Here is a 15,318-nt window from a genome sequence, read left to right as displayed (position 1 = left end):
GGGCTCCGCCGTCTCCGGACGGGGCTTCGCCGTCTCCGGAGCCGTCGGCGGGGGCCCGCGCTCGGGCCCGCGCTCGGGCCCGCGCTCGGGTCCGCGGGGGTGCTCGGGGCTGTGGCTACACTGTCGGAATGACCTGGCTCATCACCGGCGGCGCCGGTTACATCGGTTCGCACGTCGTCAAAGCAATGACCGAGGCCGGCGAGCGTGTCGTCGTGGTCGACGACCTCAGCACGGGCAACCCGGCGCGCGTCCCCGAGGGCGTCGCGCTCGAGAAGGGCTCGGTCCTGGACCGCGACTTCCTCGACGGGGTGCTGCGCGAGCACGAGGTCAAGGGCATCGTCCACCTGGCCGCCAAGAAGCAGGTCGGCGAGTCGGTCGAGCAGCCGCTGTTCTACTACCGCGAGAACGTGACGGGTCTGCAGACCATCCTGGAAGCGGCCGCCGGCGCCGGGGTGAAGAGCTTCCTCTTCTCCTCCTCCGCCTCCGTCTACGGCATGCCCGACGTGGACCTCGTCACCGAGGACACCGAGTGCCTGCCCCTCAGCCCGTACGGCGAGACCAAGCTCGTCGGCGAGTGGATGGCGCGCGCTGTCGGCCAGGCCCACGGGATCTCCACCGCCTGCCTGCGGTACTTCAACGTGGCGGGCGCCGCGGCCCCCGAGCTCGCCGACACCGGTGTCTTCAACCTGGTGCCGATGGTCTTCGAGCGGCTCGACGCCGGTGAGTCCCCGCGCATCTTCGGCGACGACTACCCGACGCCGGACGGCACCTGCATCCGTGACTACATCCACGTCGCCGACATCGCGGACGCCCACCTCGCGGCGGCCCGCGCGCTCGCCGCGGCGGGCGAGGCCGGCGAGACGGCCGCGCTGACCCTGAACATCGGGCGCGGCGAGGGCGTGTCGGTGCGCGAGATGGTCAACCTGATCAACGAGATCACCGGCCACACCGTCGAGCCCCTCGTCACCCCGCGCCGTCCGGGCGACCCGGCCCGCGTGGTCGCCTCCGCGGAGCGCATCGAGTCGGAGCTGGGCTGGAAGGCCCGTCACGACGTCCGCGCCATGATCAGCTCCGCCTGGGAGGGCTGGGGCGCGAACCGGGCGGCCCGCACCGCCGGCTGACGTCCGAGGTTCTGACGGAGTGGGGCGCCCCGGGTTCGGCCCGGGGCGCCCCACTCTGGCGTGTCGTGTCGTGGTGGTGGGCGTACTCCGGTCACGGCCCCGGGTACGCCCGGGGCACGCCCCGGGTACGCCCGGGGTACGCGGCCCCGGGGTGCGCCCGGGGTACGCGGCCCGGTCACGGCCGGTGGATCCGCTCCACGCCGTAGTACCGGGCCGTGCATTGCGCCGCCCAGTCCCGCTCGTACGTGGGGGCGAACAGCGGCTCGGTCAGCTGGCCGATGAGGAGCGGGCCGTACGCGACCTCCCGGGCGCCCGCCGCCACCTCGGCCCGGATCCGCGCGTTCTGCCGGTCCCAGGCGACCCCGCGCACCACCGTGTCCGTGGTCAGCGCGTACACGGGCCGCACCAGGGCGGCCGTGCTCCCGACGGCGATCGCGCCCACCGCGACCAGTGCCGCGGCGCGGGCGGCGGGCCGTCCGGCAGCCCGGAGGAGCAGCCCCAGCCGGTATCCGCCCCACGTCCCGTAGGCGCAGAGGGCGAGCAGCAGCGGGAGCAGGAAGCTGGTCCAGGTGCGGCCGTACGTCCAGCCGACGTCGCCGTAGCCGCTGCGCAGTCCGTACGTAACGCCCAGGCTCGCGAGGGCGATCAGCGGCAGCGGCAGGAGCACGACGATCCGGAACAGCCGGCGCGGGGGGAGCCCGGAGGGGAGCCCGCGGCGACCCCGGGGTCCCCGGCCGGTCGTGGCGGCGGGTCCCGGTGTCGCGCGGGAGAGTCCCAGGCCCAGCAGCACACCGATGGCGGCCGCGCCCGCGTACGCCCACTGGCCACCGATCGTCTCCCATACGTGCCACCAGTCGCGGAACGTTTCTCCGAGGAGCGGGAACGACAGCGGCTCCTTCGGATGCTGGGCGCGCCGCCACCGTGCGCCGGGTGACGTGGTGAGCAGGACGAGGCCCACGGCGAGGCCCAGGCAGGCCGCCGCGCACCAGGTCGACACGTACCTGTCCCTCGTCCAGCCCAGCCGCGGCAGACAGAGGAGACCGGCGGTGGCCGCGAACACCCCGGCCACCAGGGCGAAGGGTTCGCTGAGCATGCCGAGGGCCGTCCCGGCCAGCAGCACCGAGCCCACCGCCGCGGACCGCGCCCACCGGCGTCCGCTGTGCGCGGCCCGGACGGCGGCGAGCACGGCCCAGAGGCCGATCACGCTCGGCAGGGTGTGGGAGATCGTCGCCGGCGCCCAGAGCAGCACCTGGTACGAGCGGGTGCCGGCGAAGAACAGCAGGGCCGAGAGGAGCGCCGCCGCGGCGGCGAGCAGGACGACGGGCGACCGCGCGGCCGGGCCGGGGGCGGGGCCGGACGCGTGCGGGTCGGGTTCGTGCGGGTCCGGCGCGTGCGCGGGGCGCAGGGCGCGCAGGGCCGCGCGGCCGAGGAAGAAGAGCCCGGCGCCGAGCGCGACCACGAGGAAGGCGGGCAGCAGCTTCGGCCCCCGCATGTCGTCGGTGTAGATCAGGCCGGTGAGGAAGGCGTTGGTGACCCGCCCGTTCTGCGTGCGGTAGAAGTCCGCGGTGATGCCCAGGACGCCCATGTCCCTGGCCTTCCACAGCGCGCACCAGTCGTCCGACGTGGGGCGTACGTAGAGCCCGAGGAAGGCGCCGACCGCGAGGAGCACCCCGGCCCCGGCGGCGACGGTCACCGCGATCCAGGACACCGCCCGCCGCAGGCCTCCGTCGGAGCCGATGCCCTGTCCGTCGTCGGGCATCCGTACCTCACCGCGCTCGTCGCCCTCCGGGATGGTCGTCCTGATCACCGGTCATCGCTCCAGGTGCCCGAGGTCCGTGACATGCCGTCCGCGGCATCGTCTCTATGGGTGACAAATGGGTTTAAATGTCACGTATATCAATATCTTCCCCGCATGCTTTGCTGCATGGACGACATGCCGACCGGGGGCGGTCACTCGGGCGACGTGAGCCGGTCACCGCCCCGCCGTACCGTGGCCGCGCTACTGGAACAGGAGAGTTCGGTGGCGGTCCCTCAGGACGTTCTTTCGCTCATCCCTCTGGAGTGACCGTTCATGACCAGGCTTTCCGTCGTCGTCCCCTGCTACAACGAGGAGGACGTCGTCGAACGGTTCGACGCGCGCATGCGCGAAGTGCTCGACGGCCTCCCGGTCGGCTACGAGATCTGTTACGTGGACGACGGCAGCTCCGACGGAACGCTGGGCAAGCTGCGCGAGATCGCCGCCCGGCACCCGCACCGCACCCAGTACGCCTCCTTCAGCCGCAACTTCGGCAAGGAGGCCGCGATGCTCGCGGGCCTGCGCAAGTCCACCGGCGACGCCGTGGTGATCATGGACGCCGATCTCCAGCACCCGCCCGAGCTCCTCGCGCGCATGCTGGACCTGCACCACCAGGGCCACGACCAGGTCATGGCGCGCCGGACCCGCGAGGGGGACAAGAAGCTCCGCTCGACGCTCAGCCGCGTGTACTACCGGGCCGTCAACCGCTGGGTCGACGTGGAACTCACCGACGGGGTCGGGGACTTCCGGCTGCTCTCCCGCCCCGCCGTCGACGCCCTGCTCTCGCTGCCCGAGTACAACCGCTTCTCCAAGGGACTCTTCTCCTGGATCGGCTTCGACACCGTCACCTTCGACTACCAGAACGCCGCGCGCGAGGGCGGTGAGACGAAGTGGAAGTTCAGCTCCCTGCTCAACTACGGCATGGACGGGCTGATCTCCTTCAACAACCGCCCGCTGCGCATCGCGCTCTGGCTGGGGATGACGCTCAGCGGCCTCGCGGTCCTGTACGCGGTGTGGGTGACCGTCGCTGCCCTCACCCAGGGCGTCACCGCCCCCGGATACGTCACCCTCGTCGCGATCGTCGTGGGGCTCGGGGGAGTGCAGATGGTGATGCTGGGGCTGATCGGCGAGTACATCGGCCGCATCTACTACGAGACCAAACGGCGGCCGCACTTCCTCGTGAAGGAGACGCACCGCTCCTTCGGGCGCGGGGCCGCCGAGCGTGCCTCCGCCGAGCGCATCCGCGTCGTCGCCACCGACCGGGAGCACTGATGGCGTCCGGCGCGGGGGACGGCCCGGCCGGGACCACGGGCGGCGGTGAGACGGCCGGGGCCGCGGGCGGAGCCGACACGGCGGGGGCCACGGGCGGCGGCGAGACGGCCGGAACCACGACCGGAGCCGACACGGCGGGGGCCACAGGCGGCGCCGACACGGCACGGACCACGGGCGGCGCCGAGACGGCTGGGCGTGCGCGGCGTGCGCGACTGGCCGAGATCTTCCGCTTCGCGCTGGTCGGCGGGGTCAACACCTGCACGTTCTTCGGGTGTTACCTGCTGCTCCACCCCTGGATGCCGTACTTCGCCGCGTACTCCCTCGCCTTCCTGCTCAGCATGGTCGGCTCCTTCTTCCTCAACACCTACTTCACCTACCGCACCCGCCCGACATGGAAGAAGTTCGCGCTCTTCCCCCTCACCAACGTCACCAACTACCTCGTGCAGAGCGTCGGCCTGTACGCGCTCGTCACCTGGGCCGGCATGGACGACAGGATCGCGCCGCTCGTCGCGGCCGTCGTCGCCATCCCGTTCACCTATCTGATCTCCCAGCGGATCCTGGTGCCCCGAAAGCCTCCGACCCCTCCGGAGGCTCCGGAGGGGTCGGGTCCAGAGAACGGAATGGACGAGCGGCAGCCGTCCCGGCTCGCGTAGATTGCCTGGCAGCCGCGGCGGGGCACGCGCGGCGCGTGGGACAGCCGAGTGAGGACGACGCAGGTGACGACGCAGGTGACGGGACAGACGGACGTGGCAAGGCAGTACGTGACGGAGGCCCGCAGGATCGTCGTCAAGGTCGGCTCCTCCTCGCTCACCACCGCGTCCGGAGGCCTCGACGCCGACCGCGTCGACGCCCTCGTGGACGTCCTCTCCAAGGTCCGCAGCGGCGGCGAGAAGGAGATCGTCCTCGTCTCCTCCGGCGCCATCGCCGCAGGTCTCGCACCGCTCGGCCTCACCCGCCGCCCCAAGGACCTGGCCCGCCAGCAGGCCGCCGCCAGCGTCGGCCAGGGCCTGCTCGTCGCCCGCTACACCGCCTCCTTCGCCCGCTACGGCGTCCGCGTCGGCCAGGTCCTCCTCACCACGGACGACACCAGCCGCCGCGCCCACTACCGCAACGCCTACCGGACGCTCGACCAGCTCCTCGCCATGGGCGCGCTGCCCGTCGTCAACGAGAACGACACCGTCGCCACGGACGAGATCCGCTTCGGCGACAACGACCGGCTCGCCGCCCTCGTCGCCCACCTCGTCCGGGCCGATCTGCTCGTCCTGCTCTCCGACGTCGACGGGCTGTACGACGGCGACCCGGCCAAGCCCGGTACGTCGAGGATCGCCCAGGTCGCCGGCCCCCAGGACATCGCCCACGTCGAGATCGGCGCGGCGGGCAAGGCGGGCGTCGGCACCGGCGGCATGGTCACCAAGGTCGAGGCGGCCAGGATCGCCGCCGCCGCCGGCACCCCCGTGGTCCTCACCTCGGCGAGCCGCGCCGCCGACGCCCTCGCGGGCCGTGACACGGGCACGTACTTCCACCCCACCGGCCGCCGCTCCGCCGACCGGCTCCTCTGGCTCGCCCACGCCTCCACCCCGCAGGGCTCCCTGACTCTGGACGACGGAGCCGTCCGCGCCGTCGTCGAGGGCAAGAAGTCCCTGCTCGCGGCCGGTATCGCGGGCGTCGAGGGCGACTTCGTGGCCGGCGACCCCGTCGAGCTCCGCGATGCGGCGGGACGGGCCGTCGCCCGCGGCCTCGTCAACTTCGACGCCAAGGAGATCCCCCAGATGCTCGGCCGCTCCACCCCCGAGCTCGCCCGGGAACTCGGCCCTGAGTACGAGCGCGAGGTCGTCCACCGTGACGACCTGGTCGTCATCCGCTGAAACGGCTGAAAGTCAGGCCATCCGGAAGGGACGTTTACCAAAACCGCCCCATCTGCGGCCCGGGACTGGTCAACTTTGTCTCGGGGGTAAGAGCAAGGCGGGGTACAGCACCACACGCATCACACAGGAGGCCGCCGGTGAGACGAGCGCGCCCTGGGGCACCGCCCCGCGGGACTGCCGAACGCGCCCTGACCAGTGTCGAGGCCGGAGCCGACTTCGACGAGGCACGGGACAGGTCCACGGACAGGAAGACCGAGACCACCACCGAGACACGGGAAGCGCGCGCCGAGGAGCGGCCCGTGTCCAAACTCTGGCACATCACCCTCAGCGTGTCCGGCGCGGAGTCACCGCTGAAGGAGGTGCGGCGCGGGCTCGAACAGCTGGCCCACGACCACCCCTTCCTGCTGACCAGCCGTTATGCCAACGACCACGCCGAGATCCGGTACTGGGAGGAGGCCCGCGACCTGCACGACGCGGCGGCCGTCGCCCTGCGCCTGTGGGGCGAGCACCGGCAGACGGCGAAGCTGCCGCCCTGGGAAATCGTCGGCCTGGAGGTCATCGACCGCGAGACCTACCACCAGCGGATCGCCGAGGGCTACGGCCCGCCACCGGCCGCCCCGGTCGGCGTCCACCCCTACTGACCGGCACCGGTCAGGACCGACGGGCACCGTCCGTGGGCGACGGGTGCCGTCCGCCCGTCGGCCGGACGTCTCGGAGTGCGGGATACGTGAGGGATGTCCGCAGGGGTGCCAGTACCCTGCGGGCATGACCTCGCTCACGCCCCTCGACAACCTCTCCCCGGTCACCCGGGCCGCCTACCGGGCCCGTGGCGCCGCCGCCGAAATCGCGCCACTCCCGCGCGCGGCCAAGGACGACGCCCTGCTGGCGATCGCGGACGCCCTCGAAGTCCGTACCGCCGAGATCGTCGAGGCCAACGCCGAGGACATCGCCAAGGCCCGCGAAGCCGGAACCGGCGAGGGCATCATCGACCGGCTCACCCTCACCCCGGAGCGCGTCCGGGCCATCGCCGCCGACGTCCGTCACGTCGCCGCGCTGCCCGACCCCGTCGGCGAGGTCGTCCGCGGCTCGACCCTCCCCAACGGCATCGACCTCCGCCAGGTCCGCGTCCCGCTCGGCGTCGTCGGCATCATCTACGAGGCCCGCCCCAACGTCACCGTGGACGCCGCCGCCCTCTGCCTCAAGTCCGGCAACGCCGTCCTGCTCCGCGGCTCCTCCTCCGCGTACAACTCCAACACCGCCCTGGTGGGGGTCCTGCGCGACGCCGTCGGCGGCGCCGGACTGCCCGCCGACGCCATCCAGCTCGTCCCCGGCGAGTCCCGCGAATCGGTGCGCGAGCTGATGCGCGCCCGTGGCCTCGTCGACGTCCTCATCCCGCGCGGCGGCGCCTCCCTGATCCGCACCGTCGTCGAGGAGTCCACCGTCCCGGTCATCGAGACCGGCACCGGCAACTGCCACGTCTACGTCGACGCCCAGGCCGACCTCGACATGGCCGTGGACATCCTCATCAACTCCAAGGCCTCGCGGCCCAGCGTCTGCAACGCCGCCGAGACACTCCTCGTCCACCAGGACATCGCCGAGGCCTTCCTGCCGAAGGCCCTCGACGCCCTCGCCGACGCGGGCGTCACCGTCCACGCCGACGAGCGGGTCCTCGCCCACGCTGCCGCCTCCAAGGCCACCGTCGTACCGGCCACGCCCGAGGACTGGGAGACGGAGTACCTCTCGTACGACATCGCCGCCGCCGTCGTCGACTCCCTCGACAAGGCCGTGGAGCACATCCGCATGTGGACCTCCGGTCACACCGAGGCGATCGTCACCACCTCACAGGCCGCGGCGCGCCGCTTCACCCAGCTGGTCGACTCCACCACGGTGGCCGTGAACGCCTCCACCCGCTTCACGGACGGCGGACAGTTCGGCTTCGGCGCGGAGATCGGCATCTCCACCCAGAAGCTCCACGCCCGGGGCCCCATGGGGCTTCCCGAGCTGACCTCGACCAAGTACATCGTCACCGGCGACGGTCACGTTCGGTAACTCGCTCCTTTCGGTACGGGCAGGGAGGGTTCGCACTCTCCCTGCCCAAAACCACCTCCCGGGTCTACTCTGAATCCGTGCCGGACGACGTGGGGGGCAGGCCGTTCCAGGACGGCGGGGACCCTGAGGACTCTGTCGACCGCGGAGGCGCCGACGAGGACTACGCCACCGTGGTCTTCGACGAGGCCTTCGTACGGGCCGCGACGATTCACGAGCCGACCGCGGTAGAGCGTCTCCTCGCCGCCGCCCAGGCCCGCGCCGAGGCCGAATCCGCCCGGGCCCGCGCCGGCGGTGGATCCGCCGACGAAGACCCGTACGGGGACGGTCACGACCCCACCGGTCTCACCTACGAGCCCGACGACGTCGGCGACGACGCCAGCCCCTACGGCCGCCACGGCGGCGCCCTGCGCCCCTACCGGGGCAGCGCCCGCTGGCACCGGCCCGTCGCCTGGCTCCTGGCCCTCGTCATGGGCATCGGCATGGTCGCCCTCGCCTTCAGCGCCGTCTACCGGGGTGCCGTCGCCAACCGCCAGGACCAGATCCCCCCGGCCACCACCGGCGTGGACACACCGAACCCGAACCCGGCCCCGCCCGCGACCCACCGTTCCCCGGTACCCGCGACCCACTCGACCTCCGCCGAGTACGCGCCGCCGACCGTCCCGGCCGCGCCCCGTACACCCTGACGGCGGAATTCTTCCGAACTTGTCGCGTACCTGGGCGTTTATCGAAGCCCTCGCCGACCTACCCTGAAGGTATGGCAGGGCGTGGCGACCCGCCTGAGGGGACACCCGAGGGTCTCCCCGGCGGTGGTGAGGACGAATACCGATCCGTCGTCTTCGACGAGGCGTTCGTCCGTGCTGCCCGCCTCCAGGAGTTCTCCGCCCAGGAGCGGATGGGCGAGCACGCCCAGGCCGTCCGCTCCCGCTCCACCTGGGAAGGCGGCAGAACGGGCTCCCGCCAGGCCGTCCTCCTGGTCCTGCTGATCCTCCTCGCCTTCGGTACCGCCATCTACCTGGGCGTCCGCAACCCGTACCAGCCCCCCGTCGACCAGCGGGCCGCACCGCTGCGGACCACCGTGGTCCCCCTCGCCCCGCGGGGCACCGTCCCGGGCGGGCAGCCGGAGCAGCTCTTCGCCCACAGCCCGGTCGCCGAATACCGCACCGGAGCCGCCGGTATCAACCTGCCCGTCGCCGGACGCACCGCCCACTTCGCCGAGAGCCAGGTCGTCGCCGCCCTCAGCATCGCCAAGGACTACCTCGTCGTCTCCTCCCTGGAGCCCGACATCCTCTCCGGGGCGACCGTGCGGCCCGTACGGCTGCTGCTCGACCCGGACCAGCTGGAGCAGTTCGACCGGAGCGTCGAGTCGCCGGCCGACGACGGACGGCACGCCCTCGCCGGCTGGCTCGTCCGCTTCGACCCCCGGCAGGCCGTGCTCGCCGACCCCGCCGCCCGCGTACAGGGCACGCTCCGCTTCGAGGAGTCGGGCCCCGACACGCTCGACGTCACCGCCGACCACACGTTCACCTACGCCCTGCGCCCGGCGGCCCAGGGCGCGGGACCGGTCGCCGAGGCGTCCCTCTTCACCGTCCACCGCATGGTGCACTTCCGCTTCGACCGCGAGGACCTGCGGATGAACCGGGTCGAGCTGCTGACCAGCACGGTGGAGGCCGGGCCGCAGGCGTGCGGCGCCGGCTCCACCGGCTCGCTGAAGCCGCTCCTGGCGGGAGCGCGGGCCCCGGAGGCGGGCGGAGCGGCGGTCACCGACCCGTACGCCACGAGCAGGCCCGCGGCCCCGTCCCTGTGCGGAGCGCTGGCGCCGAGCGCTCAGCCCTCGCTCTGACCGTCCTTGGCCTCGCCGGTCCCGGTCCCGGGACCGCCGTCCGCGGCCCCGCTTCCCGGCTTGTCACCGGTCTCCTTGGTGGTCTGGCCGCCGCCGAAGCGGTTGCGCAGCCGTCCACCGAGGTCGCCCGCGATGTCACCGGCGCCACCGGCTATGTCCCCGACCAGCTTCAGCAGTGGATCCTTGCTGGTCCGCACCGTGTCGGCGTAGTGCCCCGCCGACTCGCGGAAGGAGTCCGTGACGGAGGTGTCCTTGTCCTCCGAGCGCCGGGGGTAGTGCCCGTCCATGATCCGCTGGTGGTCGCGGCTCTCCGACCACTTCTTCAGCTCGGCGGCCCGGACGGTGGTGAAGGGGTGCGTGCGGGGCAGCACGTTGAGGATCTTCAGGACCGAGTCCCGCAGGTCGCCGGCCTTCTCGTACTCGTCGGCCTGGGCGAGGAACGCGTCCACGTTCATCTCGTGGAGGTGGTTGCCGCCGGCGATCTTCATCAGGCCGCGCATCGAGGCCTGCACGTCCTGCCCGACGAGGAGACCGGCGCGGTCGGCGGAGAGCTCCGACTTGCGGAACCACTCGCGCAGAGCCGTCACGATCGCCGTGATCGCGACCGTCCCCAGCGGAATCCAGGCGATCTTGAGCGCCAGGCTGGTGAGGAAGAGGAGGATCGTGCGGTACACGGCGTGGCCGGAGAGCGCGTGCCCCACCTCGTGGCCGATGACCGCCCGCATCTCCTCTTCGTCGAGCAGCTCCACCAGGCCGGTGGTGACCACGATGATCGGCTCGTCCATGCCGATGCACATCGCGTTGGGCTTCGGGTCCTGCGTGACGTACATCGACGGGACCTTCTCCAGGTCCAGGATGTAACAGGCGTCCCGCAGCATGTCGTTGAGCTGACTGAACTGCGCGTCGCTCACCCGGACGGAGTCGGAGAGGTAGAGCAGTCTCAGGCTGCGCTCGGGAAGAAGGCCGCTGAGCGCCTTGAAGGCCGTGTCGAAGCCGCTGAGCTTCCGCAGCGCCACCAGCGCCGAGCGGTCGGCCGGATGCTCGTAGGCCCGCGAGGAGATGCCGGGGAAGCGCTTTCGCTGCCTGCTCGGCACGTTCCCCTGGTGGTTCTCGGTCATGGATGCCCCCTGTTCGTACGAGTCGGTGCTCGTCCCCCTGACGGAACCCAGCCTAGGCGTTGGCGCTACCGTGTGCCGGAGCCTGTGGATAACTCGGGCGCCGCGGACGATCAAGGAGCACGACCGACATGCCGGACACCGCCGAAGCCGCCGCGGCGCTGCTCGCGGCCGCCGCCCAGGAAGGTCTGGGCAACCCGCTCCGGATCGTGCTGCTGGCCTCGCTCGTGGGCGGCGCCCTGTTCGCATGGTTCCTGCTGCGCGGCTACCGCGGCGCCGGCGACACCGCAGGCGACGCCAACGCCGAGGCCAACACCGACGACGACGCCAACGCCTGAGTCGGCGTGAGACTGTCCGGACGGCCCGCATACGATGTGCGCGAAGTCTCCGCTCCCATCCCCGATCGATAGGTCCTGCTGACGATGAGCCTCCACAGCACCGCCGCCAACCTGGTCTCGCTCGCCGAGGGCGCCGAACACGGCGGCAACCACGACAGCCTCAACCCCTACCTCACCGGCCTCGGCGCCCTCGGCGCGCTGCTTCTGCTGCTGTGGATCACCACTCGCTTCAACCGCGACCGCTGATCCGCCGACCGCTGATCCGGCGTCCGCCGCGGTGCCAGTAGGCTCTGCACGCATGGGAGAGCAGGAAGTGTCTACCGGCGGCCGCGGCAAACGCCGACTCGGCGTGATGGGCGGAACGTTCGACCCGATCCACCACGGTCACCTGGTGGCCGCAAGCGAGGTGGCCGCGCTGTTCCACCTCGACGAGGTGGTGTTCGTGCCGACCGGGGAGCCGTGGCAGAAGGGTCACAAGGCCGTGTCCGCGGCCGAGGACCGCTATCTGATGACGGTCATCGCCACCGCGTCCAACCCGCAGTTCTCGGTCAGCCGTATCGACATCGACCGGGGCGGCGCGACCTACACCATCGACACCCTGAGGGACCTGCGCTCTCTCAACAGCGACTCGGACCTCTTCTTCATCACCGGGGCCGACGCGCTGTCGCAGATCCTCACCTGGCGCGACGCCGAGGAGCTCTTCTCGCTCGCGCACTTCATCGGCGTCACCCGGCCGGGACACGACCTCACCGACGACGGACTGCCCAAGGGCGGGGTCTCGCTGGTGGAGATTCCCGCGCTCGCCATCTCGTCCACCGACTGCCGGGCGAGGGTCGTGCAGGGCGATCCCGTCTGGTACCTCGTGCCGGACGGTGTGGTGCGCTACATCGACAAGCGCCAGTTGTACCGCGGCGAGTGAGCTTCGGGGAGGGCCACCGGTGAACGATCAGCAGAATCCGTACGACCCGTACTATCCGCAGCCGCAGATCATCGGCTACGACGCGTACGGGCAGCCGGTGTACCAGCAGCCGCAGACGCAGCAGCAGCCCGTTCAGCAGCAGTACGACCCTTACGGCGGTCAGCAGCAGTCGCAGCAGCAGGCGTACGGCTACGACCCCTACGCCCAGCAGCAGCCGGTCCAGCCCGCCCAGCAGCCGCAGTACGACCCGTACGGGCAGCAGGGCTACGCCTACCCCTCGTACGACACGGGTACCGGCACCGAGGCCGGTACGGGTACCGGTCAGCAGTGGGCCGCCCAGGCCGAGCCCGCCCCCGTACAGGCGACGCAGGCCATGCAGGCCGTGCAGACCCCGATGGCGTCTCCGGCCGCACCCGCGGCGCCCGTCGCGGCCCCGGCCGGTGTCCCCGGCCAGCGACCCGCCTCCGAGCGCCCCGCCGCCGAGCGGTCCGGCGCCGAGCGGTCCGGCGCGCTGCGGCAGGGCGAGGACGACCGGGCGTACCGCACCGAGCAGTTCTCGTTCATCGAGGAGCCCGACGAGGACTCCGAGGACGTCATCGACTGGCTGAAGTTCACCGAGAGCCGCTCGGAGCGGCGCGAGGAGGCCAGGCGGCGCGGCCGCAACCGGGTCGTCGCGCTCGTCGTCGTCCTCGTGCTCGCCGCCGTGGGCGGCGTCGGCTACCTCTGGTCCGCGGGGCTGCTTCCGGGCACCTCCGCCCCGGAGCAGAAGCAGAACACCGCGACCGGCCCGCAGAAGCGCGACACGATCGTCGTCCACCTCCACGACACCGAGGGCGGCGGGACCTCCACCGCTCTGCTGGTGGACAACACGACCACCAAGCAGGGCACCACCGTCCTCCTCCCGAACTCCGTCGCCGTCGCCGACGGCGAGGGATCCGCGACCACCCTCGGCAAGTCGGTCGAGGACGACGGGGCGAGCGGGACCCGGGAGTCGATCGGCAACCTCCTCGGCGCCAAGATCACCGGCACCTGGCGGCTGGACACCCCGTACCTGGAGAACCTCGTCGAGCGCGTCAGCGGCATCGAGGTCGACACCGACACGGCCGTCCCCGGCGCCAAGAAGGGTGCGGAGCCGCTCGTCGAGAAGGGCGAGAAGCAGGACCTGAACGGCCGCGCGGCCGTCGCGTACGCGACCTACCGGGCACCCGGCGAGGCCGAGGTCAAGCAGCTCCAGCGCTTCGGCCAGGTCATGTACGGGGTGCTGCGGAAGTTCTCCGACGACCCCGCGGACGCCACGGCCACCATCGAGTACCTGGCCCAGATCCTCGACCCCTCGCTCCCCGAGAAGGACCTCGGCGCCTCCCTCGCCAAGCTCGCCGAGCACGCCAAGATCGGCGCCTACAAGACGGCCCTGCTCCCGGTGGAGCAGGACGGCACGCTGACCGAGGGCGCGAGCGACAGTGTGGTGAAGGACATTCTCGGCGGCAAGGTCAGCGCCCCCGAGGCCGGCGACGTGCCCCGGATCTCGGTGCGGGACGGATCCGGCAAGGACGCGACCGAGGCGGCCCGGGTCGTCCTGGTCAACGGCGGCTACGCCTTCATCGGCGGCACCGAGGCGGACACCCAGGAGAAATCGCAGGTCGTCTACGGTGACGAGGCCCAGAAGGTGACGGCCACCGAGGTGGCCAGGACCCTGGGGCTCCCCGCCGGCTCGGTCCAGAAGGGCAAGCCCTCGGGAACAGCCGCCGTGACGGTGATCCTGGGCCAGGACTTCAAGGTCCCGAAGGCCCGCTAGCGGCCCCCCGGTAAACGTTTACGGCGGCGTCGGCGGTCCGTGAGACCCTGGAGGGGTACTGGACCGCCGACGAAAGCCTGCTTGTGACCGCTACGGATCGCTCCATCGAGCTCGTCAACGCCGCCGCTCTGGCGGCTGCCGACCGGCTCGCTCACGACATCATCGCGTACGACGTCAGCGATGTGCTGTCGATCACCGACGCCTTCCTGCTCGCCTCCGCGCCCAACGACCGCCAGGTCAAGTCGATCGTCGACGAGATCGAGGAGCGGCTGAACAAGGACCTCGGCGCCAAGCCGGTGCGCCGCGAGGGCGACCGCGACGCCCGCTGGATCCTCCTGGACTACGTCGACATCGTCGTCCACGTCCAGCACAGCGAGGAGCGTGTCTTCTACGCGCTCGAGCGCCTGTGGAAGGACTGCCCCGAGCTCGCGCTGCCCGAGGAAGCCCTGAAGACCCGCGGCAAGGCCGCCGAGCACGCGGCCCTGACCGGGGTCGAGATCGCCGGGTCCGGCCTCCCCGACGAAGTGGACGGTGAGCTGAGCTGAGCACCACCAAGGGCGGCACTGGCCGCCGCATCGTCCTCTGGCGTCACGGCCAGACCTCCTGGAACCTCGAGCGCCGGTTCCAGGGGTCGACGGACATCGAGCTGACGGAGGCCGGTGTCGCCCAGGCGCGCCGGGCCGCCCGGCTGCTCGCCGCGCTGAAGCCGGACGCCATCGTGGCCTCCGACCTGAAGCGGGCGGCCGCCACGGCGTCCGAGCTGGCCGCGCTCACCGGCCACGCCGTCGCCCACGACTCCGCGCTGCGCGAGACGTACGCGGGGGAGTGGCAGGGACTGACCCACGACGAGATCGTGGCCAGGTACGGCGAGCAGTACGCCGCCTGGAAGCGCGGCGAGCCCGTGCGCCGGGGTGGCGGCGAGCTGGAGAGTGAGGTGGCCGACCGGGCCGCCCCGGTCGTCCTGGAACACGCCGACAAGCTGCCCGAGAACGGCACGCTCGTCGTCGTCAGCCACGGCGGCACGATCCGCACCACCATCGGCCGGCTCCTCGGCCTGGAGGCGCAGCACTGGGAGAGCCTGGGTGGGCTCTCGAACTGCTGCTGGTCGGTCCTCGGCGAGGGTGCCCGGGGCTGGCGCCTGATGGAGCACAACGCCGGCACGCTGCCCGAGCCGGTCCTCGGCGACGACGACTGAGGCGCGTGAGCGGC

The 15,318-nt window shown here is 71.9% G+C and carries 16 protein-coding genes; 14 read left to right on the top strand and 2 right to left on the bottom strand.

What is annotated here, in order from left to right:
* The first annotated feature begins 128 nt into the window (after nucleotides 1-128).
* Nucleotides 129-1,121, top strand: a complete 993-nt coding sequence (gene galE, locus OG361_RS13700) for a UDP-glucose 4-epimerase GalE (RefSeq protein ID WP_405853574.1) — start codon at nucleotides 129-131, stop codon at nucleotides 1,119-1,121.
* Between the two features lie 175 nt (nucleotides 1,122-1,296).
* On the opposite strand, the gene OG361_RS13695 is transcribed toward galE, so the two are convergent.
* A complete protein-coding gene (locus OG361_RS13695) occupies nucleotides 1,297-2,928 on the bottom strand; it encodes a hypothetical protein (RefSeq protein ID WP_405853573.1) in 1,632 nt (543 codons plus the stop codon).
* 264 nt (nucleotides 2,929-3,192) lie between these two features.
* On the opposite strand from OG361_RS13695, the gene OG361_RS13690 reads away from it, so the two are divergent.
* From OG361_RS13690 to OG361_RS13660, 7 genes are all read left to right on the top strand, one after another.
* Nucleotides 3,193-4,188, top strand: coding sequence for a glycosyltransferase family 2 protein (locus OG361_RS13690; protein ID WP_405853572.1), 996 nt, complete (start codon nucleotides 3,193-3,195; stop codon nucleotides 4,186-4,188).
* A 212-nt stretch (nucleotides 4,189-4,400) separates the two neighbouring features.
* Nucleotides 4,401-4,841, top strand: coding sequence for a GtrA family protein (locus OG361_RS13685; RefSeq protein ID WP_405862235.1), 441 nt, complete (start codon nucleotides 4,401-4,403; stop codon nucleotides 4,839-4,841).
* Between the two features lie 108 nt (nucleotides 4,842-4,949).
* Entirely contained in the window at nucleotides 4,950-6,053 is a 1,104-nt protein-coding gene (proB, locus tag OG361_RS13680; RefSeq protein ID WP_405862233.1) for a glutamate 5-kinase, read from the top strand.
* A gap of 137 nt (nucleotides 6,054-6,190) precedes the next feature.
* Complete coding sequence (locus OG361_RS13675; RefSeq protein ID WP_384558627.1) at nucleotides 6,191-6,694, top strand: hypothetical protein; 504 nt, start codon at nucleotides 6,191-6,193, stop codon at nucleotides 6,692-6,694.
* A 124-nt stretch (nucleotides 6,695-6,818) separates the two neighbouring features.
* Nucleotides 6,819-8,102 (top strand): glutamate-5-semialdehyde dehydrogenase, encoded by a 1,284-nt coding sequence (locus OG361_RS13670; RefSeq protein ID WP_405853571.1) that lies wholly within the window; start codon nucleotides 6,819-6,821, stop codon nucleotides 8,100-8,102.
* 77 nt (nucleotides 8,103-8,179) lie between these two features.
* The gene (locus OG361_RS13665; RefSeq protein ID WP_405853570.1) at nucleotides 8,180-8,785 is read left to right on the top strand and encodes a hypothetical protein; all 606 of its coding nucleotides are present in this window, start codon (nucleotides 8,180-8,182) and stop codon (nucleotides 8,783-8,785) included.
* A 71-nt stretch (nucleotides 8,786-8,856) separates the two neighbouring features.
* On the top strand, nucleotides 8,857-9,942 hold the full coding sequence (locus OG361_RS13660; RefSeq protein ID WP_405853569.1) for a hypothetical protein: 1,086 nt from the start codon (nucleotides 8,857-8,859) through the stop codon (nucleotides 9,940-9,942).
* Here the strand turns inward: OG361_RS13660 and OG361_RS13655 are convergent.
* Nucleotides 9,927-11,060, bottom strand: a complete 1,134-nt coding sequence (locus tag OG361_RS13655; RefSeq protein ID WP_405853568.1) for a M48 family metalloprotease — start codon at nucleotides 11,058-11,060, stop codon at nucleotides 9,927-9,929. The two genes, OG361_RS13660 and OG361_RS13655, sit on opposite strands and share 16 nt — an antisense overlap.
* Before the next feature lie 128 nt (nucleotides 11,061-11,188).
* Between OG361_RS13655 and OG361_RS13650 the strand changes: the two genes are divergently transcribed.
* The 6 genes from OG361_RS13650 to OG361_RS13625 all read left to right on the top strand — a co-directional run bounded on the left by OG361_RS13650 (nucleotide 11,189) and on the right by OG361_RS13625 (nucleotide 15,304).
* Nucleotides 11,189-11,395, top strand: coding sequence for a hypothetical protein (locus OG361_RS13650; RefSeq protein ID WP_405862730.1), 207 nt, complete (start codon nucleotides 11,189-11,191; stop codon nucleotides 11,393-11,395).
* 84 nt (nucleotides 11,396-11,479) lie between these two features.
* On the top strand, nucleotides 11,480-11,641 hold the full coding sequence (locus OG361_RS13645) for a hypothetical protein (protein WP_384558641.1): 162 nt from the start codon (nucleotides 11,480-11,482) through the stop codon (nucleotides 11,639-11,641).
* Between the two features lie 52 nt (nucleotides 11,642-11,693).
* Nucleotides 11,694-12,314, top strand: coding sequence for a nicotinate-nucleotide adenylyltransferase (gene nadD / locus OG361_RS13640; RefSeq protein WP_384558644.1), 621 nt, complete (start codon nucleotides 11,694-11,696; stop codon nucleotides 12,312-12,314).
* A 19-nt stretch (nucleotides 12,315-12,333) separates the two neighbouring features.
* Nucleotides 12,334-14,109 carry an LCP family protein gene (locus tag OG361_RS13635; RefSeq protein WP_405853567.1) on the top strand — a complete coding sequence of 592 codons (1,776 nt, stop codon included), beginning with the start codon at nucleotides 12,334-12,336 and terminating at the stop codon, nucleotides 14,107-14,109.
* An 83-nt stretch (nucleotides 14,110-14,192) separates the two neighbouring features.
* Nucleotides 14,193-14,654, top strand: a complete 462-nt coding sequence (gene rsfS / locus OG361_RS13630; RefSeq protein ID WP_384558650.1) for a ribosome silencing factor — start codon at nucleotides 14,193-14,195, stop codon at nucleotides 14,652-14,654.
* Nucleotides 14,651-15,304, top strand: a complete 654-nt coding sequence (locus tag OG361_RS13625) for a histidine phosphatase family protein (protein WP_384559116.1) — start codon at nucleotides 14,651-14,653, stop codon at nucleotides 15,302-15,304. The genes rsfS and OG361_RS13625 overlap by 4 nt, the downstream gene beginning before the upstream one ends.
* Nucleotides 15,305-15,318 lie beyond the last annotated feature (14 nt).

It is taken from the genome of Streptomyces sp. NBC_00090 (assembly GCF_045160815.1).
Taxonomy (GTDB): Bacteria; Actinomycetota; Actinomycetes; order Streptomycetales; family Streptomycetaceae; genus Streptomyces.
Note: the sequence above shows the minus strand (reverse complement) of the source record. Positions and strands in the feature narration are given on the sequence as shown.